The sequence below is a fragment of the Bacteroides sp. 11BF genome (genome assembly GCF_019633765.1).
Taxonomy (GTDB): Bacteria; Bacteroidota; Bacteroidia; order Bacteroidales; family Bacteroidaceae; genus Bacteroides; species Bacteroides hominis.
The window spans coordinates 94,216-118,781 of record NZ_JAFKPJ010000007.1; the positions used below are offsets into that span (position 1 = coordinate 94,216).

A 24,566-nucleotide genomic window follows, 5' to 3' on the forward strand; every position below is an offset into this window, starting at 1 on the left:
TCAACGGAAAAAACTTATCTTTGCTGTAATTTATTAAAATAGAAATGAATATTGTGATTTTTAATATTAAAATATCTATTCTATTTTATATAATGGATTTTATTTTAAATAAATTCATATATGAATGATATATTTGATGAATTGGCGTTGTCCAACTACTGGAATGGAAAACTTCCGAAAGTGGAATTTGCCCGTAAAAGTTACACAAACCGTATATTCGGGTATGTAGGTAACCGCCTTGTAAAGGTCCTGACCGGACAGAGAGGGGTAGGTAAAGGATGCCTGTTGCGGCAGATCATCTACCAGTTGATTGCCGATGGTGTTTCATCACGGAACATTCTATATATAAGTAAGAAGTTCACAGATTCGGGCGTACTTTCCGGCTATCGTGATCTGGACGACTTGCTTTTTATCTATCGTGAGAAAATCCATCCGGTAGGTAAAGTCTATATTTTTATTGAGGAAATACAAAAAGTGGAGGGCTGGGAACATTTTGTCCATTCCCATTCACAGGATTTTGTAGATACTTGCGAGCTGTTTATCAGTGGTTCCAACCAGGATATGCTTTGGGGTGAAGCCGAGAAGCTTTTGGCCAGACATTACGTCAGTTTTGAGATATTTCCCTTCAGTTTTTCCGAGCATAGGATATTGGAGAGGGTAGAGGCTACCGGCAAAAATTACGCGGACTATATGGGTAAGGGGGCACTACCCATTCTTTTCAATCTTTCGGATGCGGAGGCCGGATGGAAAGCCATTTCCGCTCTCCGCGATACGATTCTGTTTCGTGATATCATCCGTCGATATCGGATTAAGGATGCCCGCCTGCTCGAAGATGTGTTCGTCTATTTGTGCACCCATCTCGCTGAGTTGATTACCATCGGTCAGCTGGTCAGTCACTTTGCTACCCAGAACCGGAAGACGAGTTATGATACGGTCGCCAATTATATCTGCTATCTGGAAGACACCTCTCTGATTCATCGCGTGGAACGTTATCAGATCCGCAGCAAAGAGATTCTTCTGGGTAGCTGCAAATACTATATTAATGATTGGGCATTCATGCGCCATCTTTATCCTTTTTTTGCCGGTTCTCGAAAATCCTGCTTTGAGAATCAGGTTTATCTGGAACTGCGGCGTGCCGGATATACCGTTTTTGTAGGTGTGCTTCGAGGAGGCAAACTGGTCGATTTTGTTGGCAGGAAGAAAGACCGCATTGTGTATTTGCAATGTGCACCTCTGCTCAATGATGATTTTCAAGTGGAGCAAATGTACAATACGCTGGAGATGATACAAGACAATTATGAAAAGTGGGTCGTTTCTATGGACGATACCACATTGCCCTCCAAAGAAGGGATTCGTCACATACAAGTCTGGCAACTGCCTGAAATACTATAGTCTGACAATCTTTTTTGATAGCTTTGATGTCCGGATGATGCCGTTTACGAAGTTAACATCTTGTCGTTTACGAAGTTAATATCATAACATTATGAAGTTAAAATCGTATCTTCGGGAAGTTAACTTCCTGAAGTCACGATTTTAACTTCGTATTAGTGCTTTTGTGATCGCTTTTCAACCCCTTGAGAATCAGTGTTCGTTTCCGGAGGAAAACAGCTGCATTCTTTAATTGATTGCAAGCAAACAGCATTTTCCAGAATATAAAAATGTACTGTTTGTCAGAAAAGTTCTTTTTTAGGTTCCGCTTCTTTTCTTTGCCCGGTTCAACGCTGCGATCATGTATTTTCCTTTTGCTCCGATGTTACTCCAGTTCGTGCTGCAAATCAGTTTCCATACAGGGGTTCCTTTTCTCCCGTAATCCGACAGTCTCAGGATTGCTTCGATCTCTTTTTCGTCTGTTATTCCGAATCGTTCCAGGTTTCCCATTAATCCCACGTAGTTGTGTGTCATCGTATTAAATGCGTATCCGGGCATACTGACCGGCGCAGCATTGACTTCCTCTTCCTTCCCCCTTGGGGGAGCTGAGGGGGGAAATTCTTTACTTTGCTTTACTTTACTTTGTTCGGTATTGCATGCATTTTTTGCATCAGAGCCTGCATCCTGCTCTACATTTTGCGGGCAGACGGTCTTTTCTTCATTGCATGTCTCTTTCGGTTTTATCAGTAGATAAGGCATGGCTGTCCAGTTCCTCTTTCTTCGCTTGGTTGCCTCTATCCATACTTTTTGTATTGCTTCAGAGGTCAGTACTTTATGTTCCGCATAGCTTCCCCTGTCTATCATTCCTTTCTCGATCATTATCTCGATAATCCCCTGCACCTCTTCTGCGTCTGCCTCTTTTCCCGTCTTGTTGGCGAAAATAAGGCATTGTTCCTCACCCCACGGAATATAATATCCTTCTTTATATATCTTGCATAGGAGTTTCAGTACAATCGCGAGTCCTTTCATGCCATATTTTGCTTCTATTACCTCCATTGCGTTCTCTTCCATAAAATTTACAGCTATTGGAAAGTAATTTATTCCATCGTATGTTGTTGCCATAATTGTTAAGTTGTTATGTTGTTGATTAATTGGTCACTGAAAGATTCTCCTATACGATCGCTCTCCATTCCATGAAATTCTCTATTTTGAAGGTCATCCACCTTTGTTGCTCCACATCCCGGTAGACCACTGTGTTTTTTATTTCCATCGGGTCATACTGCTTTCCGAAATCTTTTTCGTATCCCACCAATGTTCCTTTCACCAGTTTGAATGTTCCGTCCTGTTTCATATAAGCTATGGCTGCATGTCCATATTGCATATATTCTATAAGGGCTTCCAGTCGTTCTGCCATCCATTCGGAGCACTGTTCTGTGTAGTCCTTTTCGAGCATGATTTGTTTTTTCCATTTTCCTTTCATCATTTCGTTTTTCGATACTGCTTTCCTGTTCTTTTTCATAATTGATTTTTTAAAGTTTATTAATGAGTTATTGTCGGGCTTTTATTTTTACCCGTGGCAAAGTACGGTAATAAGTTTTGAATAGACTAATCCTGTAAAAGTACTTTAGAAAGGGACTTTTACAGGATTTTAACAATCGGTTATTCGCTTTCATTTCGCTTTTTCCGGAATGCTCTGGCATATTTTTTCAGCTCTGATAGAAAAGAACGTTTATTAGGCTCTGTAGCAATGCCTTTGCGCTGATATTCAAAGGTGAGATATTCTTTTATTGTTTCCTGTAGTTCTTCAATGGGTCTGTTTTCCATGTCGTTGATTCCGCCTTTGATAAAGCTTTCGGTAAGTGCCTCCATTAGCTTTCCTTTGCCTTTTGTGATGCGTAGTGGTTCTCTAACCTTTTGATTGAGGCTGAATTGCAAGTCGGCTTTACCCGCAAAGATTACTTTTCCATTTACTTCGATGGTTACTAAGTTATCATTCAATGAGATAACTACTTTTTTTCTTCCATAATGTTAGTTATTAAATGAATTTATGAAAGGACAAAGTTTGTATAAAAAAATATAAATATAAAAGAATACCGGAGTTTTTTTAGCTTAAAGGGAGAATCTTGAAGTGTAAGGATCTTGTTATTAGTTATTTATCTTAAGATATAGGTGTTGTTTCAAAAAACGTTCGTCTTTTGAAACAGCATTTTTGAGTTTTTTTTCGATGAAAAAATGAATATCGTAAAGTAGCTGAACAAAGAACTTTTTTTGCTCTATATGTATTTGAGAATCAATAATATAAAATCTTTGATAAAATTTTATCCACTAAATATTTTGTACATTAAAACAGACTCCTTACCTTTGTTCAATCAAACGAACGTTTTTTGAAACACATTCGTTCGTTCTCAACTTCTAAAAATGTTTCGTAAAATTTGACGGTTTGAAAGAGAAAAGATGTCTCGTTCAAACCGCGAAGCGCACCCGAAATAAAGGAAAATTCCCTCAAGTATAAATCGTAAATGTCTGAACAACAGAAGTATTGGTTTGCCGCCCGTACCCGAGATAAACAAGAGTTTGCTATTCGTGACTCTCTTGAAAAATTGAAGACTGAACTTGATCTCAATTACTATCTTCCCACTCAATTTGTCATCCGGCAGTTGAAATATCGTCGAAAACGAGTGGAAGTCCCTGTTATTAAGAATCTTATCTTCATCCAAGCTACCAAGCAAGATGCTTGTGATATTTCTAATAAATACAATATCCAGCTTTTTTATATGAAAGACCTGCTTACCAGGGCTATGCTGATAGTTCCTGATAAACAGATGCAGGACTTCATATTTGTCATGGATTTAGATCCGAATGGTGTCAGTTTCGATAATGACCATTTATCTGTTGGTAGCAGGGTTCAGGTAGTTAAAGGTGATTTCTGTGGTGTCGAGGGCGAACTTGCCAGCGGGGCCAACAAAACTTATGTTGTTATTCGTATTGCCGGTGTATTAAGCGCCAGCGTCAAAGTTCCTAAAAGTTATTTACGTGTCATTTAAGTTATGAATACACTCACTTCTCAAATTGAACAATTACAGAGTCTCGCGCACGAGTTACTCTATTTAGGTGTGGATGGTGCTCCTATTTATACCGATCATTTCCGTCAGTTGAACAAAGAAGTTTTAGAACAATCCGATGCGTTGTATCCTCAGCGCGGTGCTACTCCCGAAGAGGAGGCAAACATTTGTCTGGCATTATTGATGGGTTACAATGCGACCATCTATAATCAGGGTGACAAGGAGGAGAAAAAGCAAGTTGTTCTCAATCGTTGTTGGGACGTACTTGACCAACTTCCTGCTACTTTATTGAAATGCCAGTTGTTGACTTATTGTTATGGTGAGGTGTTTGAAGAGGAGTTGGCGAAAGAGGCGCATACTATCATAGAAAGTTGGAAAGATAAAGAACTTTTGAAAGAAGAATGTGAAATTATGAAAGAATTAATTAATCTTGAAGAGAATCAATATCCTAACAGTGAGATTAAGTGATTTGAATTATGATTAATTTGATTTTTCTTATTTTGTTTTTAATGAATGAATTCTTTGCATTTTATAAGGATACTGTGTAAGAAAATGTATTAATGTTATGAATATAGCGATAATTGGTACTGGATATGTTGGTTTAGTAAGTGGTGCATGTTTCTCTGAAATGGGCAATAATGTTACATGTATTGATGTTGATGAAAATAAAATCAATAAGTTGAAAAATGGAATAATACCTATTTATGAACCTGAGTTAGATGGTTTAGTATCCCGTAATATCAATGCTGGGAGGTTACGTTTTGCAACAGATTTGGCATCCTGTATAAAGGATGTTGAAATCGTATTTAGTGCAGTGGGGACACCTCCTGATGAAGATGGAAGTGCTGACTTGAGGTATGTGCTTGAGGTGGCCCGTACCGTTGGAAGAAATATTGATAAGTATTTGGTTTTGGTAACTAAAAGTACGGTGCCAGTTGGTACTGCCCAAAAAGTAAAAACTGTAGTACAAGAAGAGTTAGATAAACGTAAGATAAATATTGAGTTCGATGTAGTATCTAATCCTGAGTTTTTAAAAGAAGGTAGTGCAATAAACGATTTTATGAAGCCAGATCGTGTTGTCATTGGGGTCGAGTCAGATAGAGCTAAAGAGGTAATGACTCGCCTATATAGACCTATGCTTATTAATAGTTTTAGAGTTATTTTTATGGATATTGCCTCTGCTGAGATGACTAAATATGCTGCTAATTCTATGCTAGCCACTCGAATAAGTTTTATGAATGATATAGCAAATTTGTGTGAACTTGTGGGGGCTGATATTAACATGGTCCGTAAAGGTATTGGTGCAGATGCTCGTATTGGTAGTAAATTCTTGTATGCAGGTTGTGGCTATGGTGGTTCTTGTTTTCCTAAAGATGTGAAAGCGCTTATCAAAACAGCAAAGCAATATGGCTATAATATGAAGGTATTGAAAGCTGTAGAAGATGTGAATGAAAATCAAAAAACAATTTTGTATGATAAACTATTAAAACATTTTGATGGAAAATTAACTGCTAAAATTATTTCGATTTGGGGACTTTCATTCAAGCCTGAAACAGATGATATACGTGAGTCTCCAGCTATTGTTTTGATTCATCTATTATTGAAAGCAGGTTGTCTGATACGCGTGTATGATCCAGTTGCAATGTCGGAATGCAAAAAGATAATGGGGGATGTTGTTACTTATTGTATTGACAAATATGAGTGTGTTGTTGATGCAGATGCGCTTTTAGTAGTTACTGAATGGAAGGAGTTTAGGATTCCATCATGGGATATTTTGAATAAAGTGATGAATACTCCTTTAATTATTGATGGTAGAAATATTTATGATAAGCAAGAAATGAAAGAATATGGTTTTCAATATTATAGCATAGGATAAGTCAGGTGATATATGACTGAGGATCTTAAATCGAAAACTATTTCAGGTATGTTATGGAGTGCTGTACAACGTTTTGGTACTATGGTGATTTCTTTTATTGGAAATATTATACTAGCGCGACTTTTAACTCCTGAAGATTTTGGGTGCATAGGTATGCTGATGGTTTTTATTGAGGTCTCTAATACTTTTATTGATGGAGGATTTGGTTCAGCCATGATTCAGAAAAATAATCCAACTAAAGAAGACTGTTCGACTATATTTTACTGGAATTTAATTCTATCTATATTTTTGTTTATTTTGCTTTTTTATTTTGCTCCTTCCATATCTGTATTTTATAAGATACCTTTATTATGTGATGTGCTTAGAGTTCAGGGAGTTGTGCTTATAGTAAATGCACTATGTATGGTTCAGGTGAATTTGTTATATAAACAATTGAATTTTAGATTGCTTGCAAAAATAAGTTTAATATCAACAATCTTAGGATCTATTGCTGGTATTGTTTTTGCATTGTTAGGCTTTGGAGTGTGGAGTCTGGTATTTAAGATGCTAATACTTAGTTTTGTGCAATGTGCTGCTCTTTGGGTTATGAGTAAATGGCGTCCTTCATTACTTTTCAGTTGGCAATCATTTAAAGAATTGTTTAGTTTTGGAGGATTACTGCTATTGACCTATGTTTTAGATACAATATATGTTAATATTCAGTCGCTTATCATTGGGCATTTCTTTTTACCTAAGGAACTTGGTTTTTATACACAAGCCAAAAAAATTGAAGAGATACCTACTACCAGCTTGTCTACAGTGGTGAATCAGGTCTCTTTTCCTGTTTTTTCACAACTTCAGAATGAAAGGGAGAAACTTAAAACGGGAATGAGGAAATCAATATGCTCTATATCATTTCTAAATTTTCCATTAATGATTTTAATGATTTTGATAGCAAAGCCTCTCATGTTGTTATTATTTACAGAAAAGTGGATAGGAGCAATTCCATATCTTCAGATTTTGTGTGTATGGGGAATGTTTGTAGTTATTAATACAGGCAATTTAAATCTATTTAGAGCTTTGCGTAAGAGTAATATCTTTTTTACTGTTCAATTGATAAAACAAATTACTGGGTTAATAATTATATATGTAGGATTCCAATTAGGTATTTGGGGGATGATGTGGGGAATTGCTTCAACTGCTTATATTGCTTTTTTTATTAATTCTTTTGCATCAAAAAAGGTTATTGGTTATGGTCTTAAAGAGCAAATAAATGATATCTCTCCAAATTTGTTACTGTCTATTTTTACTGGTATAATAGTTTATATAATTTATTTATTTATTCAATCAGATCTTATTATCTTATCAATAATTATTTGTGTTTCGGCATATTTAGTAATTTATTTAGTAATAGCTCATTTTTTACGCTTGGAAGGATATGCTATATATTACAAATTAATAAAAGAAAGGTTTTTTTCTTGAAATAATTATCTGTTGCTGTTATAACTATTTATATTCTGTTTTTAATGCTTATTTATATTTTGATTTTATTTTTCATATTTCTTTGTGTGATGATAGAATGTTCTATAATAAGTATTAGAAATAAATTGTTGCTTTTTTATTTTATTCTATTCTTACTTTTATTAGTGTCGGCAATTCGTTATGATGTAGGAGTTGATTATGTTAACTATGCTGAATTATATGAAGAGTCTTCCGTGCCGAATATTAGAATAAAAGAGGCTGGGTTTGCATTGTTCTTTTACATCTTTAATTATTGGGGATTTCCGTATGAATATTTTATTGTTTTGTTTTCTTTTTTAACTATTTCCTTTTTTTCTCGATATGTTAAAATCAACTCTCCATATATATTCTTGTCTGTACTTATATTTTATAGTTTTGGACAGTACTATTTTAACACGTTTAATATAATAAGACAAGCTTTAGGAACTTATATATTCCTTTACTCTTTAGAACTTATATTGAAGAGGAAATTTAAGCCTTATATTTTGATTTGTTTAATTACTACTTACTTTGTTCATGCATCATTTATTGTATTAATACCGATGTATTTTATTTTACGACATTCCTATCCTTGGATTACAAAGTTATTGGTTTTAGCTGTTCTTTTATTAGGTTCTAGTATTGTAGCTCATTTAATAAGTATATCTTTTTACTCAATATATTTAGAATTTACTGATTTTTTTTCAGATATATCACCAACTACTTATTTCTTGCTTTTCTTATCTATTCTATTTTTTATATTAGATTTAGGTTGTAAAAATAAAACTCAGAAAGAAGTAATATTATATAATGTAAATTTTATTTCATTGGTACTGCTGCTATTGATATATCAGTTTAATGGTACTCCTCTTGTTATGCCTCTAAGCCGAGTTTCTTACTATTTTACTCCTATATACATAGTTCTTATTCCATTAAGCATATCTCGACTACATATACGAAATAATAGGGCTATATGTATTATTGGTGTTTCTTTAATCTTCTCAATTTTATTTTATTTTTCAATAACAATTAATGGAAAAGATAATAAAATAGTTCCTTATAAAACAATTATAAATAAATAATATATATAGTAATGAAGCCATTGTTAAGTATTGTTGTACCAACAAAAAATCGTTATTTTTATTTGAAACATTTAATTCTTTTAGTAAGCAGTTTTAAATCGGAGAATATTGAATTAGTGATACAAGATAATTCTGAATGCAATAGTGAAATATTAAACTTCTTAAAAGATGGAGATTATTTTAATGTGACGTACTTATATGATTCGCGAAATCTATCTATGTCTGCAAATGCAGATTTGGCAATTTTACATTCATCGGGTGAATATGTTTGTTTTATTGGAGATGATGATGGAGTAACATCGCATATATTAAGTTGTGTTTTTTGGATGAAGCAAAACAATATTGATGCATTGATGTCAAGTCAAACAGTATATTATTGGGGTGACTATAATAAAAATATATCTGGTGACTTTTCCCAAACTCTACTTTATAAAAAGTACTCACAAAGAGTTTATAGACGAGATCCACTTCAAGCCCTTGATAATATAATGAAACAAGGATTTCAAACAAGAGGTGATATACCTTTAGTATATACTGGTATTATAAAAAGAAGTGTGTTGGATCAAATTTATTCAAAGGGGCAAACGTTTTTTCCAGGTCCTTCTCCAGACATGGCTAATGGAGTAGCTTTATGTTTTTTGGTCCATAATTTTGTGTATATAGATTTTCCAATAGTAATTACAGGAACATCTAAAATGACAGGAGGGGGAATTCATAAATTGAAAGGAAGGATTGCTAATATTGAGGATGTACCTTTTATTGATAGAGACGTAAAAAATAAGTGGGAAAGACGAATACCACCTATATGGGCTGGAAGATTTGCTTGGCCAGAAGCAGGTATAAAATCATTAAGGTATATGGGGCATGAGGAATTAATTGCAAAAGTTAATTATGAATTAATGTTGGCAGACTTTACTATATACCATTTATCTTATTGGAGGGTAGCCATTGGCTTCTCAAGGGAAAAAAAGAGATTTCTCTATTATTTTGTAATTCGTTTAATTTGGAAATTATCTAGAGGGATAAAAAATATGTTTACGCGAAAATTTTTGGGGAAAATAAATGGAAATATAATTATTCATGACATTTCTAATATTGAGGAAGCTAATAATTACCTTGTACGGTTGGTACCAGATTTTAGATTGGAAATTCATTGATTATTATATATACAAATAAATAAAGATATGAAAATAACTATTATCGGTTGTGGAAATTCGGGATGTGCCCATGCTTTTAAGTTATCTGAAAATGGACACTCTGTAACACTTTTGAAAACGTCACATGCAATGCATGATGAAAATTTTGATATAATCCAAAAAAATGGTGGAATTTGGGGTATAGATCATACAAATAATAATAAAAAATCATTTCAAAATATAATTTTAGCTACTAGAAATGTAAAAGAGGCACTGAATGATTCAGAAGTAATAATGATAATGACCCAAAGTATTAATCATGAGAGTATTGCCAAGTTGATAGCACCTTTTATACCAAAAACGCTTAAATTATTGGTTGTAATTCCTGGTAATTTGGGAAGTTTATATTTTAGGCAGTATATTTTTGATGAGTCAGTGATTATTGCTGAAGGAGAGTCTACTCCTTATGATGCTAGAATTATTGAGCCAGGAACAGTTACTATTTTATTTAAGAATGTTCGTAATGCATTAGGCTTTTTACCTCAAAATCAGTCATCTCAAGGGTTAGCAATTGCTAGTAATTTATTTGATACGTATAGATATCTGCGTTCAAATGTTATTGAATCAGCACTACATAATCCCAATTTAGTAGTACATACGGTAGGAACTATTATGTCTGCGAGCAGAATCGAGTATTCTAAAGGAGAATTTTGGATGTATAAAGAGGCTTTTAGCCCTTCTATCTGGAATCTGATAACTAAACTGGATGAGGAAAAAAATACTGTTATTAAAAAATATTCTGGTGTACCAGCTAGCTATCTTGATGTAGCAAAATGGCGTAATGAGGAAGATTTGACAAAAGACTCTTTAGACGTTTTTAAATCATATGGAGAGGATGGCGGACCTAAAGGCCCGACTACTATATATTCTAGATATCTTTTAGAGGATGTTGCTAATGGGCTAGTTCTGTTAAGTTCATTTGGCAGTTTAGCGGGCGTGCAAACTCCAGTAACAAATGCACTGATTGAGATTGCCTCATCATTAGTTAATATTGATTTTAGAAGAATAGGAAGAACTCCAGAGAAGTTTAATATTAAATCAATGCAACAATTGGTTTCAATACTTTAATTTTATATGTTTTGCAGGAAGAATATGTTTTCTAAATTACTGTCTCGTTTGGTAAAGTTTATTATACCACTGATATCAATAATATCTCCCAAAGTGAGTGTTAAAATATTATATCGATTATGCTTTAAGCGGAATTTAAATTTAAAAAATCCTCAAACACTCAATGAAAAAATTCAGTGGTTAAAACTTAACTTATATAATAATGATCCACTTGTCAAAATATGTGCTGATAAATACACTGTGAGAGAATATATAAAATCTAAAGGGTGTGGAAGTATTTTGAATGATATATATGGTGTTTATAATAATGTAAATGAAATCCCATGGGATAAATTACCTGATAAATTTGTTTTAAAATGGAATTTCTGTAATGGATTTAATATTATCTGTCAAGATAAAAAGCTATTGAATATTACTAAAGTTTCAAAGCAATTGAGAGTTTGGGGAAAAAGTAATAAACATCTTTTGTATTCAGAATTTCAGTATAGAATCAAAAAAGAGCGGAAAATAATATGCGAACAGTTTATTGAACCTACAGAAGGACACTCTTCATTAGAAGATTATAAGATCTATTGTTTTAATGGTGTAGCTGAATATGTAATGGTTTGCTATGGACGAGAATCGGGAGATCCTAAATTCTACTATTTTGATAGGAACTGGACATTAATGAAATTAAGTGTAGACGCATTAAATATTTCTGATGATTTCTGTTTTCCTAAACCCAAAGGATTGGATGAGATGTTTTACTATGCTAATAAAATATCTAAGCCATTTCCATTTGTTAGAGCTGATTTTTACCTCCAAAATGGTAATGTTATATTTGGTGAATTAACCTTCACTCCTAGTGGAGGATTTGACACAAAACGAATATATGAAACTGACCTGCATTTGGGTCAGAAACTAATTCTTCCCAATATAATATAAATGTAATTTATGACAAGGAAGTGTAAAATTTTATTGTTGACAAATATTTATCCATCACTTGATTTGGACTTATTAAATAGTACTAGCGTTTGTCATTATTTTGCTAGGGAGTGGGTCAAGTTGGGATGTGAGGTGAGAGTTATTTATAGTTATCCTATTTATATGAGATTTTTTCATTGGTTAGCACATGTTTTTGAAGCACGAATAGCAAGTAAAGGTGCGGCTTTTGTTGCTACAAAAAGAATCACACAAGATACGACTTATGTTTTAGAGGGAGTTACTATACATCGTTTCCCTATTTATAAATTATTTCCCAGGATGCAATATTCGCCTAAAAGAATTAATGTGCAAATTGATAAAATAATACAATCTAATTTGGAAGTTGGTTTTGTACCAGATATTATAACGGGACATTTCCCATATCAAAATATTGAAATTATAAATAAGCTGAAAGAAATTTATGGTGCTAAAGCCTGTATGATTCTTCATGGTAATGGGGATAAGTTTAAAGAAATATATCCTAATAACTATCGTCGGCTGATAGATCGAATTGATATATGGGGATATAGGTCATTACCAATAAAAAAACAATTTGAAAATCAATATGGCTCTCCCAAAAAGTCTTTTATGTGTTATTCAGGTATTCCTGAAAAATATTTAAATAATAAATCATGTAAAAATTTTAATCTTTTATGTAATCATTTTATATATGTTGGTTCGCTAATTAAACGCAAACATCCAGTTGCATTAATAACAGCTTTGAGAATTGCTTTTCCTTTAGATGATTTTGATTTAAATATAATAGGTAAAGGTGCAGAAGTAAAGAAAATAAAACGAATGATTCAATCATTTAACTTGGAATCTTGTATTCATTTATTGGGACATTTATCCCGAGAACAAGTTTTTGAAAAAATGACTGCTGCAGATTGCTTCGTTATGATAAGTGAAAATGAAACATTTGGACTAGTTTATTTAGAAGCTATGGCACAAGGATGTTTAGTTATTGCATCTGAAAGAGAAGGTATGGATGGAATTATAGAGCATGGTGTAAATGGATTTCTTTGTAAAGCTGGAGATGCTATTGAATTGTCAAATATAATAAAGCATATTAATAATTTGTCTATTGAAGAAAGAAAAGTTATTTCTTTTAATGCTTTGAATACTGTTCGTAATTTGACAGATAGGCGAGTGGCGCAATTATATTTGGATGCAATTACTGAAAATATAAATTTTTAAAATATATCTTGTATGTTTAAAGACAAAGTACTTTTAATTACTGGTGGGACAGGCTCCTTTGGTAATGCGGTTTTGAAGAGATTTCTAGACTCAGATATAAAAGAGATTCGAATATTCTCTCGTGATGAAAAAAAACAGGACGATATGCGCCATCACCTTCAAAATAAGAAAGTTAAATTTTATATAGGTGATGTCCGTGATAAGCGTTCTGTAGATGGTGTTATGAAAGATGTGGATTATATTTTTCATGCTGCAGCTTTGAAACAAGTTCCCTCTTGTGAGTTTTTTCCTGTTCAAGCTGTTCGGACAAACGTATTAGGTACTGAGAATGTGCTTGATTCAGCCATCGAACATGGGGTCAAGAATGTAGTTGTGCTCTCGACAGATAAAGCTTGTTATCCTATTAATGCTATGGGGATCAGTAAAGCTATGATGGAAAAGGTCGCTATTGCTAAAGGACGTCAAATGGGAGAGGGGGGTCAAACTACCATCTGCTGTACCCGTTATGGCAATGTGATGGCAAGCCGCGGATCAGTGATTCCTTTGTGGGTGGAGCAAATGAAGGCCGGTAAGGATATCACAATAACCGATCCGAACATGACCCGTTTTATGATGACACTGGATGATGCGGTTGATCTGGTGATTTATGCTTTTCAGCACGGGCATAATGGCGACTTGTTTGTCCAAAAAGCACCTGCTGCTACTCTTGATACGTTAGCCCGTTCTTTAAAGGAACTTTATAAAATGGATACCCCCGTACGTGTTATCGGTACACGCCATGGTGAGAAACTTTATGAATCATTAGTGACTCGTGAGGAAATGGCCAAGGCGGAAGATATGGGTAATTATTATCGGATACCTTGTGATGCCCGTGATCTTAATTATGATAAATATTTTGTGGAAGGACAAGAGAAGGTCTCTAAATTCGAGGACTACCATTCACATAATACCCATCGTTTGGATGTGGACGGTATGAAACAGCTGTTATTAAAACTTGATATGATAAAAGAGGATGTATGCTTAAAGTAATGACGATTGTCGGAACTCGTCCTGAGATCATAAAGTTGAGTCGTGTGATGGCTGAGTTGGACAAATATACTGAACATATTATAGTCCATACCGGTCAGAATTTCGATTATGAACTGAATGAAATCTTTTTTCAGGAACTTCGCATCCGTAAGCCGGACTATTTTCTGGATGCTGCCGGAAAGAATGCCGCAGAGACGATAGCCAATGTAATCCGTAAATCGGATGAATTGATGGAACAAGTGAAACCGGATGCTTTATTGTTGTATGGTGATACTAATAGCTGTATTTCCGTGATTTCCGCAAAACGGCGTAAGATTCCTATTTTTCATATGGAGGCTGGTAACCGCTGTTTTGACCAGCGCGTTCCTGAAGAGATCAATCGTAAGATTGTGGATCATTTGAGTGATATCAATATGCCTCTTTCAGAGCATGCACGTAAGTACTTGCTGGCTGAAGGATTACGTCCGGAGACCGTGATCAAAACCGGATCGCCAATGACAGAGGTTTTGATCTATCATAAGGCGGAAATAGAAGAGAATGATGTTTTAGAAAAAGAGGGGTTGAAAAAAGGTGATTACTTTATTGTAAGTACGCATCGTGAGGAAAATGTGGATTCCGAAAAGAACTTTTCCGATCTGCTTTCTTCTCTGAACGCCATTGTGGACAAGTATCATAAAAAGGTGATTGTTTCCACTCATCCCCGTACCCGCAAAAAGTTGGAATCTATAGGCTTTATTAATTCCAATCCGATGATTGAGTTTATGAAACCTTTTGGCTTCATGGAGTATATCAAACTTCAACAGAATGCTTTTTGTGTTATTTCTGACAGTGGTACGATCACGGAGGAATCTTCTATTCTTCATTTTCCGGCTATAACTATCCGTCAGGCACACGAGCGACCTGAAGGTATGGATGCAGGGACGCTGATCATGACTGGATTGAATAGTGACCGTATTCTGGAGTCTATCGAAATTGTAACTTCCCAATATGCAGAAGGTGCAGACGTAATTCACTCTATTCCCGATTATGCTTCGGATAATGTATCTAAAAAAGTAGTCCGTATCATTCTTTCCTATACAGATTATATCAACCGTACGGTTTGGCATAAAGAAATCTAGTTCCTGTTTTTTATTTTTTATGGTTAAAAAGAAGATTTTGTTGTTCGGCGCCACAGGTATGGCCGGGCATATGGCTTATTATTATCTGCAATGTACGGGGAAATACGATCTTGTGAATGTAGTTTATCGTACCCAATTGACTGATGATAGTATTGTTGTGGATGTGACGGATGGGGATGCTGTCAGTCGGCTCGTTCGTGAAGTCCGTCCCGATTTTATCCTGAATTGTATTGGCGTATTGATAAGAGGTTCCAGAGAACATCCGGACAATGCTATTCTGATAAATGCATGGTTCCCTCATTTGCTCAAGAAACTATCGGATGAAGTGGGAGCAAAGTTGATTCATATCAGTACGGATTGTGTTTTCTCCGGTAAAAAAGGCAACTATTCAGAAACTGATTTCCGGGATGCTGACGATGTTTATGGTCGTAGCAAAGCACTCGGTGAGATAATCAATGACAAAGATCTGACAATCCGTACTTCTATCATAGGTCCTGAATTGAAGGAGAATGGCGAAGGCTTGTTTCATTGGTTTATGCATCAGCATGGTTGTGTGAATGGTTTCCAGACTGCTATTTGGGGAGGTGTGACCACTCTGGAATTGGCGAAAGCTATTGATGTGTCCATCGATCAGGGAGTAACCGGTTTAATACAACTGAGTAATGGCCTTGGTATAAGTAAATATGATTTGTTACATCTGTTTTCCCGTATATGGCACAAACAAGATGTTGAGATTCTGCCATTTGATGGAAATGGAATAGACAAGTCGATCGCAAAATCCACAAGATTTAGTTATGTTGTACCCGGATATGAAGAGATGCTTCGGGAACAATATGATTGGATGCAGAATAAACAGGAGCTATACCGAACTCTATATTTATGAAAATATTATTGGTCTCCCAATACTTCTGGCCAGAGACATTTCGTGTTAATGATTTGGCGCAAGAGCTTGTATTACGGGGTAACGAAGTGACAGTCTTAACAGGAAAACCTAATTATCCTCAAGGGGCTATTTATAAGGGATATAGTTTTTGGGGCTATAAAAAAGAATATTATAAAGGTATTGAACTGATTCGTGTTCCGTTAATACCTCGTGGTAAAGGTTCAGGGTTGCGTTTGGCATTGAATTATTTGTCTTTTGTATTGTTTTCTTGTTTATACATACTTTTTCATAAGCGAAAGTTTGATGTTTCTTTAACATTTGCAATTTCTCCTATTACTCAGGTGTATGCAGCTCTACTTCACAAAAAGCTGTTTGGTAGTCGTGCTTATCTTTGGGTTCAGGATTTGTGGCCTGAAAGTGTGTCCGCTGCGGGTAAGATGAATTCTGGTTTAGTATATCGGATGTTAACTAAGATGGTACAAAGTATCTATCAAAAAGTCGATGGGATTTGTATACAGTCGGAAGCCTTTAGTCAGTCCATACTGCAAAAAGGAGATTATAAGCATAAAATTAGTTATATTCCTAACTGGGCTGAAGATTTGTTCACTGATGATTCTTTGATTAATAAGGAACATTTTAAGTCGTTGATCCCTGATGGATTTGTCGTAATGTTTGCCGGTAATATAGGAGAGGCCCAAGATTTTGATTCAGTATTAAAAGCTGCCATTCGGACCAAAGAGTATAAAGATATTAAGTGGGTAATTGCTGGCGATGGACGAAAAAAAGAGTTTGTAGAGCAGCAAGTTAAAGAGTTGAATTTATGTGATACTGTTTTTTTATTAGGACGCTATCCTTTGGAAGACATGCCGGATTTATTTATTCATGCAGATGTAATGCTTGTCTCTTTAAAAGACCAGAATATTTTCTCTTTAACTATTCCATCAAAGATACAATCTTATATGGCTTTTGGAAAACCTATTATTTCTATGATAAATGGTATTGGTAATGAAATAATAAAGGAGGCAAACTGCGGCTTTACAGCTAATGCCGGAGATTTTGAATCGTTGGCAAACAATGTGAAAAGATTATCTCGAATGGATAAAAATATGCTGTATGAAAAAGGGAGAGCCGGGAAGGAATATTATCAATTATCTTTTGCAAAGAAAAAGATAATTGATAATTTAATAGAAGTTTTTCAATCTGAGTGATTTATTTAAATAATGGAATTAAATGAATATTCTTATTACAGGGGCTTATGGATTTGTAGGCACTAATCTGATTAATAATTTAAAAATTAAACACAACCTTTACGGACTTGATATCGTGTGTCCGACAAGAGAAGGTGTACTGAAAACATTTTGTTGGAAAGATATTGATCCAGAGTCATTCCCATTACAAACTCTCCCCCAATTTGATGCAATCATTCATCTTGCCGGAAAGGCTCATGATACGAAAAACCAATCAGCTGCTCAGTCTTATTTTGATATTAATACCGGTCTGACTCAAAAGATATTTGATTTCTTTTTGGAGTCTTCTGCGAAGAAATTCATATTTTTTAGTTCAGTAAAAGCTGCGGCTGATAGTGTAGTGGGAGATATGCTTACTGAGGATGTTATTCCGGCTCCTGTTGGTCCTTATGGGGAAAGTAAAATAAGAGCTGAAGAGTATATAAAGGAACATTTTGCATTTCCTTCTGTCTCTCCCTGTGAGTGTTCTCCTTTTCGGGAGATGACTTCGGTTACAGAAAAACAGGTTTATATATTAAGACCTTGTATGATTCATGGTCCGGGGAATAAAGGAAATCTGAATCTATTGTATAATGTGGTGAAAAAAGGAATTCCCTGGCCATTGGGTGACTTCGAAAATCGTCGTTCGTTTACTTCAATTGATAACCTATGCTATGTGATTGAGGGATTATTGACTAAAGATGTACCTACGGGGATTTATCACATGGGGGATGATGAAGCTTTATCAACAAATGAGCTGATTGCCATCATGTGTGAGGCAATGGGAAAACAGCCCCATATCTGGAAGATGAATAAGGGCTTTATGGAAGGATGTGCCGGACTGGGAACTTTACTCCATTTGCCACTGAATACGGAAAGGCTTCGTAAACTGACGGAGAATTATGTGGTAAGTAATGCTAAGATCAAAGCTGCTCTCGGGATTGATAAAATGCCTGTGACAGCTAAAGAGGGATTGATTAAAACCATTCGTTCATTTGAAGAAACTAAATAAGTTATGTACTATTTAATAATCTTAGTTCTGCTATTCCTGGCAGAACTTTTTTATTTCCGTATTGCTGATAAATGCAATATCATCGATAAACCGAACGAACGGAGTTCGCACACCCGGATCACTTTGAGAGGGGGGGGGATTATTTTCTTCTTTGGCGCATTAGCTTACTTTCTGACGAATCAGTTTGAATATCCTTGGTTTATGCTGGTTCTGACATTGATTACTTTTATCAGTTTTGTAGACGACATTCGTTCTACTTCTCAGGGGTTACGTTTGGTGTTTCATTTTACGGCGATGGCTTTGATGTTCTATCAATGGGGGTTGTTCAGCCTGCCTTGGTGGACCATTGTGGTTGCTTTGATTGTTTGCACAGGGATTATCAATGCCTATAATTTCATGGATGGTATTAATGGCATTACAGGTGGATACTCGTTGGTAGTGTTGACGGCATTAGCATTTATAAATGGGGTATATGTTCCATTTGTAGAGCCGGCTTTGATTTATACCATGCTTTGTGCTGTGTTGGTCTTTAACTTCTTCAATTTCCGGAAACAGGCAAAGTGTTTTGCGGGGGATGTAGGTTCGGTTAGCATTGCTTTCGTGATCCTCTTCCTGATCGGTATGCTGATAATCCGTACGGAAAATTTCAGCTGGATTGTCTTGTTGGCAGTCTATGGGGTGGATAGTGTGCTGACAATAATTCATCGGTTGATGTTGCATGAGAATATTGGTTTGCCACATCGGAAACATTTGTACCAGATTATGGCAAATGAGCTGAGAATTCCTCACGTAGTGGTTTCATTGGTGTATATGTTGGTGCAGGCAGTAGTTATAGTCGGGTATTTTCTATTTCCGGGGAATGAATATGGGTATTTGTCGGGTACCATTATTGCGCTGAGTTTGGTCTATATTCTATTTATGAAGCGTTTCTTTTGCTTGCATCAAGCGAAGTGATATTGTCTCAACATCACACTGTACTAAACATAGGCCATATTGTATTAACTAGAAAAGCCGTGTCAATCAAAAAGAGTAAATATGCTTATCAGGGAAAAAAGGAAAAAACATGTTGGTAGGGGGAGCTGAAGATTTGTAGTCATATTATTTGTGACTGTTTTGCTCATTCTGCACCCTTGCTTCTACCTCTTTATTCCATTGCTTCAATAAAACTTGCTTGATTGTGGAGGAGAGTGTATTAAACTCAACCAATTTGTTACCTAAAAAATTTAAAGCAAGTTTTATAAATACAGGTTTACTAACAGGCATTTTACCTTCATGCCCTTTATACAGAATATCGACCTCATCAATGAGTTGTAGCTTGTCTTCTGATAGATTTATAAATTCCCCATCAGTCATAGCCATAAGAAAACGATTAGTAATTGATCCAAAAATAGCATCACCAAACTTTTCCTTCATCTCATCTTTGGATGATTCTCTATTGCAGAAGTTTATAGAGTTATTTAGATATGGAGTTACCATGCTCTTCCATCCCTTTGAATAATATGGTTTTGGCTTTGTGTATTGATGCCTCTGTATGAAAATACAAAGATCAAGCTCTTTGTTAAGTTCAGTTATTATGTCTGAATAAAGTTCTTTTCTTGTATAACGGTTTAGAGGTATTTTTTTATTTCGAATGTAAAGAATAATGAGATATGTGCCATTTTTTTCAAACAAATCATCGTTTTTGCATATGTAAGCTATTTCTTTGTTTTTCAATATAGGGTGGACACTAGATTTGTTATAAGTTTCCATCCTTCGAATAGCAATATTCAAAATTGGTTGAAAATCTTCTATAGAATTAGTTGCAGTCCATCGTTCCCCTTGCCCATACGGGTTTGAATACTCTGGTTTAATACCATCTTTTATTTTATGTAGAAAACTCCCATCATTATGATATGACATTTCTGCCCGATAGATAAATCTTGATCTATCTATCTCTTCTTCTGTTAAATACCCTTTTTCATCATTGGAATTTTTAGATACGATAACCATACCGTTATAGTAGTCTGTTATTTTCAAATCAACTATCCCATCTTTACCCATCTGAATAACATTAAATAGTCCATAGCAGCGACCGTCCATTTTAAAATAAACCTTTATTTTTTCTCCTTTATTCATGATGTAGATTAATTGTTTGATAATTAATACAAAAATACGAATAAATATTAAACTTGTGATTCATATTATGATAATTATTTTGTCTCTCCATATGTGAAATGTTTATCACGGAAAAAAGGGAGAATATCTTGTTGGGGCGTGTGGTGAAGCCAACAGCAGCTAGTTCAGTCCACTGCATACACAGTTTCCGAAACCAGTGCTTTTTATCTCTTTCTTTGCAGCAAATCATTGCAATGACAGTAGTTTATAACAATCTAAAACAACACCAATATGGAAATTGTAGCCATCGAAAAAAGAACCTTTGAATAGATGATGCAGAGGTTTGAGGGTTTCACGAAGCAAGTAAACGCATTTTGCGGACAGAATCGAAGTAATGGAAATTGGTTAGATAACAAGCTGGTTTGCGAATTGCTTAAAATCTCTCCCCGTACCCTGCAAACTTACCGAGATACCGGAGTTTTACCCTATACGCAAATCGGGCGTAAGTGTTATTATAAAGCTACCGACATTGAACAGTTTATCAATCAGCAACAAATCAAGAAATAACGGCTATGGAAAGAGAACTTTTTGATTTGGAAATGCTGGTCGGGAATAGGGAGAGTATTAACCTAAATCCCACCGTGATGATTCATCGGAATGGTGAAAGCCACTGGTTAAGCATCATCTATATGAACGAAACTACCAAACAAGCAAGTCCATCAACTTATGAGATCCAGGAGGACGAGGACGGATATTTTATGTATCTCAATGGAAAACGAACTTCGATTACCCATAATCCAATATTAGATATACTAACTATTGCCATGATGGGCGATTATATGAGAAACTAAGATTCATCTCGTACCTTCCAAAACTAGGGGGACACGGAGAAAATACCATTTATCAGACTGAAAGGGAAGATTCTATATAAGGAATCAAATGTATTTACTTTTTTATAGAATCTAATAACTTAGGAATTTCATCATAATCTTCAAACCAAATAATGTTTGTCCCTAAACTTGACATCATCATCTCTTGAACAACATGATGAGTTTGTATTATTTTATTGGCAGATATTATATCTATTCTCTCTTTATCTCCATCATCTATAAGATTATCATTACTTAACCGTTGCATAAAAACATAATGTCGGTTATTTTTGGAATGCTTTTGAGCTGCAATTTCTAATAAACGACGTAAATTAGGGTCACTTAGTGACAATCCAATCATTAAACAGTTATTTTCACGTAACGTTGCTAATTGGACAAGATTAGACCAATGGTAAGGTTCTGAATAAACCTTATGATATGCTTCCTCTGAAAAGATTAAAGAAACATCTTTTTCAATATCTCCTCTACTTGAAATAAAACCATGTACATGATATATAGGCAGCTCGTCTGAATCATGTTGCTCTTCATCCTTATATATCGTTTTATATTCCAGCTTTACTTTGTCTAAATATTCTTCGACTAAATCATCAAAATTATATGTAATTACAGATTTAATTTTTGCACCACTTCTTTTTGGAGTGCATAAATTTATAATCGCATCCATCAATGGTGACGGTTTTCTTGGTGAATCATAGAGAGCTTTTTTTACAGCTGTTATAAAATGTACATCATTGTCTTTTTGAGATAATCCTGCTTTCAGATAGCGAGCTGCTGCTAAGGTTGAACTGTTATTAATTTCAATAAATTTCTTTGTAATAGATTGAAGAGTATCATCCGATACAACATCATTGTTGAAAACTTTATTAACAAAATTAGCATATAAAGAGTTTAATAAAGTCCCCCAGTTTGGGAAACCTGCACTACAAGATACGCCAGCACCTAAAAGCAATGATATATTACCTTTTTTATATGCTTTCTTTATCTCATTGAGGATATCTAATCTTGACTTTTTCCAATCATCACTACTTTTTCTTATTTCATTTTCTATATCTAACTTAAACAAGCTATTCACAATAGACTCTATAGCGTCAGCATTTTCTTCTATTAATTCCTCTATTTTCTTATTATCCCAGAAAATAATTTTGGGGGATTCGTTTGTTATCCCTTTATAACGTATTCCTATTGGAGGGCTAGGGCAAATAATAATAATATATTTAATAGGAGAAGTATGCAATAACTCTGTAAATCGCTTTAACATAGAGCTCATCATCTCATAGTTCATATGATGAACATACTTTATCTCAAAGCCAATCGGACCATCATAGATATCTATACCCGTTTCAATATAGCCATCTAATCTAATCTTACCAATCTGGAAGTCAGTAATAAAGTTTTTCCCTTGCTTACTAAAATGTAATTTGAGCAAGTTTTGAATCAACAGCTCAAAGTAAAACCCAGATCTGGATTTATTAGCATTATTTATTTTGTTAATAATATTTTCTATATACATATTTTTATTGGATGTATTTAAAATTCGTGGTCCTCAAATACAAAGATATAGCATTCTTTTTATTTATAATACTGATTTTTACCAAAATCCTCTGGCACATCATCTTTCGGCTACTCATAACGATTTTCAATGCGGCTGGAGAGGATTTTCATATCCTCATTCTCCTTTTGGTTAGTGATTTTGGCATAAATTTGAGTGGTTTGAACTGAGTGATGTCCCGTCATTTTACAGTGTGTTTCAATCGGAACGCCTTGTGATATACATACTTGTGTGGCATACGTGTGTCTTCCCATATGCATAATCAGCAGCAAAGCAGGCATAAGAATGATGAAGCCGGTTAGTATGTAACTAATTTGAAATGAACCAATTTACTCTAATTTGCTAAGAAATGAAAGCTCAGAATAAAGCGGATTCAGGCAGGTTTTCAGTTACTAAACCGTTAGCAGGTTAGTTACCACAAACGAATAGGTAACTCTTCTCTTCGTTTTGTGGATTGGCTTATGTAGATGTATATAGGCTTTTTCGCATCATATCGGATGTTCGGCAGATGGCAGGCTTTATATTCGGCAGAAGAGAGGCAAAACCAAAGGGGAAGCATTTGTGGCGTTGCATCCAATTGCCGAGCAAATACTAATGTTTTATAATACGACTGATAATGAAAAGCCTGTTTTTTAACTCGCGGTGTGGTATCTATATCGGGCAATATTCAGATGCAAGACTTTGAGATAGCGGAACTGTTCGGGGTGATGATCCCGACAATACGTTCCCATGTACGTGCGATTCTAAAAACAGGTGTCGCAACAGGTGATTACACCCATGGCGCAACGTTGGTTTGTTGTAACTTTTTGTCGAATTATAACGGGCTGGGAAGGCATGAGCAAAGGAGAAATAATTATATACCAAACAGCCGATGGCAGCACCTCGCTTGATATTAAGTTGGAACAGGAAACTATCTGGCTAAATCAAAAGCAGATAGCCGAATTGTTCGGGACGAAGCGACCAGCCATTACCAAGTATCTGAAAAATATATTTCTATCGGGAGAATTGGAAGAAAATAGGGTATGTTCCATTTTGGAACATACCACTCCACACGGTGCTATGGCAGATAAAATGCAAACAACAGAGGTGAAATACTATAATCTCGATGTTATTCTATCTGTAGGATATAGAGTAAACTCTAAAAATGCAACCCGATTCCGTATTTGGGCGAACAAAGTGCTGAAAGAATATCTGATTAAAGGATATGCCGTTAAGGAGAATATCAAGCTGGAGCAGTACGAGGATTTGAAGCAGACCATCAAGGTATTGGCAAATGTTCTCGACCACAAGACGTTGGAATACTCTGAAGCAACCGGATTGTTACGAGTGGTTACTGATTATGCTTACGCTCCCACAGTACGCTATCATCGGCTAACTAACGACACTCATCAAAGAAAAGCAGCACATATAACTAAATCCGTCTAAAATTCAGTATTCTACCTCATTTTTCTATTTGAAAAACAGGGAACGGATA

Annotated in this window: 24 protein-coding genes and 1 pseudogene; 20 read left to right on the plus strand and 5 right to left on the minus strand. The window is 35.1% G+C overall.

Annotated features, from left to right (window positions below):
- Positions 1–120: 120 nt before the first annotated feature.
- Positions 121–1,392, plus strand: coding sequence for an ATP-binding protein (locus tag JZY04_RS09140; RefSeq protein ID WP_122141914.1), 1,272 nt, complete (start codon positions 121–123; stop codon positions 1,390–1,392).
- A gap of 294 nt (positions 1,393–1,686) precedes the next feature.
- Here the strand turns inward: JZY04_RS09140 and JZY04_RS09145 are convergent, their stop codons facing one another.
- From JZY04_RS09145 to JZY04_RS09155, 3 genes are all read right to left on the minus strand, one after another.
- On the minus strand, positions 1,687–2,490 hold the full coding sequence (locus JZY04_RS09145; RefSeq protein ID WP_122141915.1) for a DUF4373 domain-containing protein: 804 nt from the start codon (positions 2,488–2,490) through the stop codon (positions 1,687–1,689).
- A gap of 49 nt (positions 2,491–2,539) precedes the next feature.
- On the minus strand, positions 2,540–2,887 hold the full coding sequence (locus tag JZY04_RS09150; RefSeq protein ID WP_005776603.1) for an SH3 beta-barrel fold-containing protein: 348 nt from the start codon (positions 2,885–2,887) through the stop codon (positions 2,540–2,542).
- A gap of 140 nt (positions 2,888–3,027) precedes the next feature.
- Positions 3,028–3,366, minus strand: coding sequence for a hypothetical protein (locus JZY04_RS09155; RefSeq protein ID WP_005776605.1), 339 nt, complete (start codon positions 3,364–3,366; stop codon positions 3,028–3,030).
- A gap of 521 nt (positions 3,367–3,887) precedes the next feature.
- Here JZY04_RS09155 and upbY point away from each other — a divergent pair.
- The 15 genes from upbY (at position 3,888) to JZY04_RS09230 (ending at position 19,513) form a co-directional block, all read left to right on the plus strand.
- Positions 3,888–4,412, plus strand: a complete 525-nt coding sequence (gene upbY, locus JZY04_RS09160; RefSeq protein WP_122141916.1) for a capsular polysaccharide transcription antiterminator UpbY — start codon at positions 3,888–3,890, stop codon at positions 4,410–4,412.
- Positions 4,413–4,415: 3 nt separating this feature from the next.
- A complete protein-coding gene (locus JZY04_RS09165) occupies positions 4,416–4,898 on the plus strand; it encodes a UpxZ family transcription anti-terminator antagonist (protein WP_122141917.1) in 483 nt (160 codons plus the stop codon).
- Between the two features lie 97 nt (positions 4,899–4,995).
- On the plus strand, positions 4,996–6,306 hold the full coding sequence (locus tag JZY04_RS09170) for a UDP-glucose/GDP-mannose dehydrogenase family protein (RefSeq protein ID WP_122141918.1): 1,311 nt from the start codon (positions 4,996–4,998) through the stop codon (positions 6,304–6,306).
- 12 nt (positions 6,307–6,318) lie between these two features.
- A complete protein-coding gene (locus JZY04_RS09175; RefSeq protein ID WP_101603033.1) occupies positions 6,319–7,767 on the plus strand; it encodes a lipopolysaccharide biosynthesis protein in 1,449 nt (482 codons plus the stop codon).
- Positions 7,768–7,856: 89 nt separating this feature from the next.
- Positions 7,857–8,867, plus strand: a complete 1,011-nt coding sequence (locus JZY04_RS09180) for an EpsG family protein (RefSeq protein ID WP_250717299.1) — start codon at positions 7,857–7,859, stop codon at positions 8,865–8,867.
- A gap of 11 nt (positions 8,868–8,878) precedes the next feature.
- Positions 8,879–10,024, plus strand: coding sequence for a glycosyltransferase family 2 protein (locus tag JZY04_RS09185; RefSeq protein ID WP_122141920.1), 1,146 nt, complete (start codon positions 8,879–8,881; stop codon positions 10,022–10,024).
- 27 nt (positions 10,025–10,051) lie between these two features.
- Positions 10,052–11,131, plus strand: a complete 1,080-nt coding sequence (locus JZY04_RS09190) for an NAD/NADP octopine/nopaline dehydrogenase family protein (protein ID WP_122141921.1) — start codon at positions 10,052–10,054, stop codon at positions 11,129–11,131.
- 93 nt (positions 11,132–11,224) lie between these two features.
- On the plus strand, positions 11,225–12,055 hold the full coding sequence (locus tag JZY04_RS09195; RefSeq protein WP_220577427.1) for an ATP-grasp fold amidoligase family protein: 831 nt from the start codon (positions 11,225–11,227) through the stop codon (positions 12,053–12,055).
- Positions 12,056–12,064: 9 nt separating this feature from the next.
- Entirely contained in the window at positions 12,065–13,291 is a 1,227-nt protein-coding gene (locus tag JZY04_RS09200) for a glycosyltransferase (protein ID WP_101603038.1), read from the plus strand.
- 12 nt (positions 13,292–13,303) lie between these two features.
- A complete protein-coding gene (locus tag JZY04_RS09205) occupies positions 13,304–14,320 on the plus strand; it encodes a polysaccharide biosynthesis protein (RefSeq protein WP_101603039.1) in 1,017 nt (338 codons plus the stop codon).
- The gene (wecB, locus tag JZY04_RS09210) at positions 14,308–15,438 is read left to right on the plus strand and encodes a non-hydrolyzing UDP-N-acetylglucosamine 2-epimerase (protein ID WP_122141922.1); all 1,131 of its coding nucleotides are present in this window, start codon (positions 14,308–14,310) and stop codon (positions 15,436–15,438) included. Before JZY04_RS09205 ends, wecB begins: the two co-directional genes overlap by 13 nt.
- Positions 15,439–15,457: 19 nt before the next feature.
- A complete protein-coding gene (locus tag JZY04_RS09215) occupies positions 15,458–16,321 on the plus strand; it encodes an SDR family oxidoreductase (RefSeq protein WP_122141923.1) in 864 nt (287 codons plus the stop codon).
- On the plus strand, positions 16,318–17,529 hold the full coding sequence (locus tag JZY04_RS09220; RefSeq protein WP_122141924.1) for a glycosyltransferase family 4 protein: 1,212 nt from the start codon (positions 16,318–16,320) through the stop codon (positions 17,527–17,529). Before JZY04_RS09215 ends, JZY04_RS09220 begins: the two co-directional genes overlap by 4 nt.
- 22 nt (positions 17,530–17,551) lie before the next feature.
- On the plus strand, positions 17,552–18,559 hold the full coding sequence (locus JZY04_RS09225; RefSeq protein ID WP_122141925.1) for an NAD-dependent epimerase/dehydratase family protein: 1,008 nt from the start codon (positions 17,552–17,554) through the stop codon (positions 18,557–18,559).
- Positions 18,560–18,562: 3 nt separating this feature from the next.
- Entirely contained in the window at positions 18,563–19,513 is a 951-nt protein-coding gene (locus JZY04_RS09230) for a glycosyltransferase family 4 protein (RefSeq protein ID WP_122141926.1), read from the plus strand.
- A 144-nt stretch (positions 19,514–19,657) separates the two neighbouring features.
- Here the strand turns inward: JZY04_RS09230 and JZY04_RS09235 are convergent, their stop codons facing one another.
- On the minus strand, positions 19,658–20,674 hold the full coding sequence (locus JZY04_RS09235) for a hypothetical protein (RefSeq protein WP_122141927.1): 1,017 nt from the start codon (positions 20,672–20,674) through the stop codon (positions 19,658–19,660).
- 309 nt (positions 20,675–20,983) lie between these two features.
- Here JZY04_RS09235 and JZY04_RS09240 point away from each other — a divergent pair, with 309 nt between their 5' ends.
- Together JZY04_RS09240 and JZY04_RS09245 are read left to right on the plus strand one after the other, a co-directional pair.
- Complete coding sequence (locus tag JZY04_RS09240; RefSeq protein ID WP_122141929.1) at positions 20,984–21,220, plus strand: helix-turn-helix domain-containing protein; 237 nt, start codon at positions 20,984–20,986, stop codon at positions 21,218–21,220.
- A 5-nt stretch (positions 21,221–21,225) separates the two neighbouring features.
- Positions 21,226–21,504: a DUF3876 domain-containing protein gene (locus tag JZY04_RS09245; protein ID WP_022012984.1), complete on the plus strand. Its 279-nt coding sequence runs from the start codon at positions 21,226–21,228 to the stop codon at positions 21,502–21,504.
- 94 nt (positions 21,505–21,598) lie between these two features.
- Here the strand turns inward: JZY04_RS09245 and JZY04_RS09250 are convergent, their stop codons facing one another.
- Positions 21,599–23,053, minus strand: coding sequence for an SIR2 family protein (locus tag JZY04_RS09250; protein ID WP_122141930.1), 1,455 nt, complete (start codon positions 23,051–23,053; stop codon positions 21,599–21,601).
- 472 nt (positions 23,054–23,525) lie between these two features.
- Between JZY04_RS09250 and JZY04_RS21265 the strand changes: the two are divergent.
- Together JZY04_RS21265 and JZY04_RS09260 are read left to right on the plus strand one after the other, a co-directional pair.
- Positions 23,526–23,725 (plus strand): annotated as a pseudogene (locus JZY04_RS21265) (site-specific integrase); the annotation flags it as partial.
- Positions 23,726–23,845: 120 nt separating this feature from the next.
- A complete protein-coding gene (locus tag JZY04_RS09260; RefSeq protein ID WP_250706894.1) occupies positions 23,846–24,517 on the plus strand; it encodes a virulence RhuM family protein in 672 nt (223 codons plus the stop codon).
- Positions 24,518–24,566: the final 49 nt, after the last annotated feature.

What these genes read in the sequence shown, in the direction of transcription:
- JZY04_RS09165 (WP_122141917.1), top strand. Translation starts at nt 4,416, where the DNA reads ATGAATACACTCACTTCTCAAATTGAACAATTACAGAGTCTCGCGCAC.
- JZY04_RS09235 (WP_122141927.1), bottom strand. Translation starts at nt 20,674, where the DNA reads ATGAATAAAGGAGAAAAAATAAAGGTTTATTTTAAAATGGACGGTCGC.
- JZY04_RS09140 (WP_122141914.1), top strand. Translation starts at nt 121, where the DNA reads ATGAATGATATATTTGATGAATTGGCGTTGTCCAACTACTGGAATGGA.
- JZY04_RS09205 (WP_101603039.1), top strand. Translation starts at nt 13,304, where the DNA reads ATGTTTAAAGACAAAGTACTTTTAATTACTGGTGGGACAGGCTCCTTT.
- JZY04_RS09230 (WP_122141926.1), top strand. Translation starts at nt 18,563, where the DNA reads ATGTACTATTTAATAATCTTAGTTCTGCTATTCCTGGCAGAACTTTTT.
- wecB (WP_122141922.1), top strand. Translation starts at nt 14,308, where the DNA reads ATGCTTAAAGTAATGACGATTGTCGGAACTCGTCCTGAGATCATAAAG.
- upbY (WP_122141916.1), top strand. Translation starts at nt 3,888, where the DNA reads ATGTCTGAACAACAGAAGTATTGGTTTGCCGCCCGTACCCGAGATAAA.
- JZY04_RS09200 (WP_101603038.1), top strand. Translation starts at nt 12,065, where the DNA reads ATGACAAGGAAGTGTAAAATTTTATTGTTGACAAATATTTATCCATCA.
- JZY04_RS09150 (WP_005776603.1), bottom strand. Translation starts at nt 2,887, where the DNA reads ATGAAAAAGAACAGGAAAGCAGTATCGAAAAACGAAATGATGAAAGGA.
- JZY04_RS09180 (WP_250717299.1), top strand. Translation starts at nt 7,857, where the DNA reads ATGATAGAATGTTCTATAATAAGTATTAGAAATAAATTGTTGCTTTTT.
- JZY04_RS09240 (WP_122141929.1), top strand. Translation starts at nt 20,984, where the DNA reads ATGATGCAGAGGTTTGAGGGTTTCACGAAGCAAGTAAACGCATTTTGC.
- JZY04_RS09250 (WP_122141930.1), bottom strand. Translation starts at nt 23,053, where the DNA reads ATGTATATAGAAAATATTATTAACAAAATAAATAATGCTAATAAATCC.
- JZY04_RS09215 (WP_122141923.1), top strand. Translation starts at nt 15,458, where the DNA reads ATGGTTAAAAAGAAGATTTTGTTGTTCGGCGCCACAGGTATGGCCGGG.
- JZY04_RS09225 (WP_122141925.1), top strand. Translation starts at nt 17,552, where the DNA reads ATGAATATTCTTATTACAGGGGCTTATGGATTTGTAGGCACTAATCTG.
- JZY04_RS09220 (WP_122141924.1), top strand. Translation starts at nt 16,318, where the DNA reads ATGAAAATATTATTGGTCTCCCAATACTTCTGGCCAGAGACATTTCGT.
- JZY04_RS09245 (WP_022012984.1), top strand. Translation starts at nt 21,226, where the DNA reads ATGGAAAGAGAACTTTTTGATTTGGAAATGCTGGTCGGGAATAGGGAG.
- JZY04_RS09185 (WP_122141920.1), top strand. Translation starts at nt 8,879, where the DNA reads ATGAAGCCATTGTTAAGTATTGTTGTACCAACAAAAAATCGTTATTTT.
- JZY04_RS09175 (WP_101603033.1), top strand. Translation starts at nt 6,319, where the DNA reads ATGACTGAGGATCTTAAATCGAAAACTATTTCAGGTATGTTATGGAGT.
- JZY04_RS09170 (WP_122141918.1), top strand. Translation starts at nt 4,996, where the DNA reads ATGAATATAGCGATAATTGGTACTGGATATGTTGGTTTAGTAAGTGGT.
- JZY04_RS09190 (WP_122141921.1), top strand. Translation starts at nt 10,052, where the DNA reads ATGAAAATAACTATTATCGGTTGTGGAAATTCGGGATGTGCCCATGCT.
- JZY04_RS09145 (WP_122141915.1), bottom strand. Translation starts at nt 2,490, where the DNA reads ATGGCAACAACATACGATGGAATAAATTACTTTCCAATAGCTGTAAAT.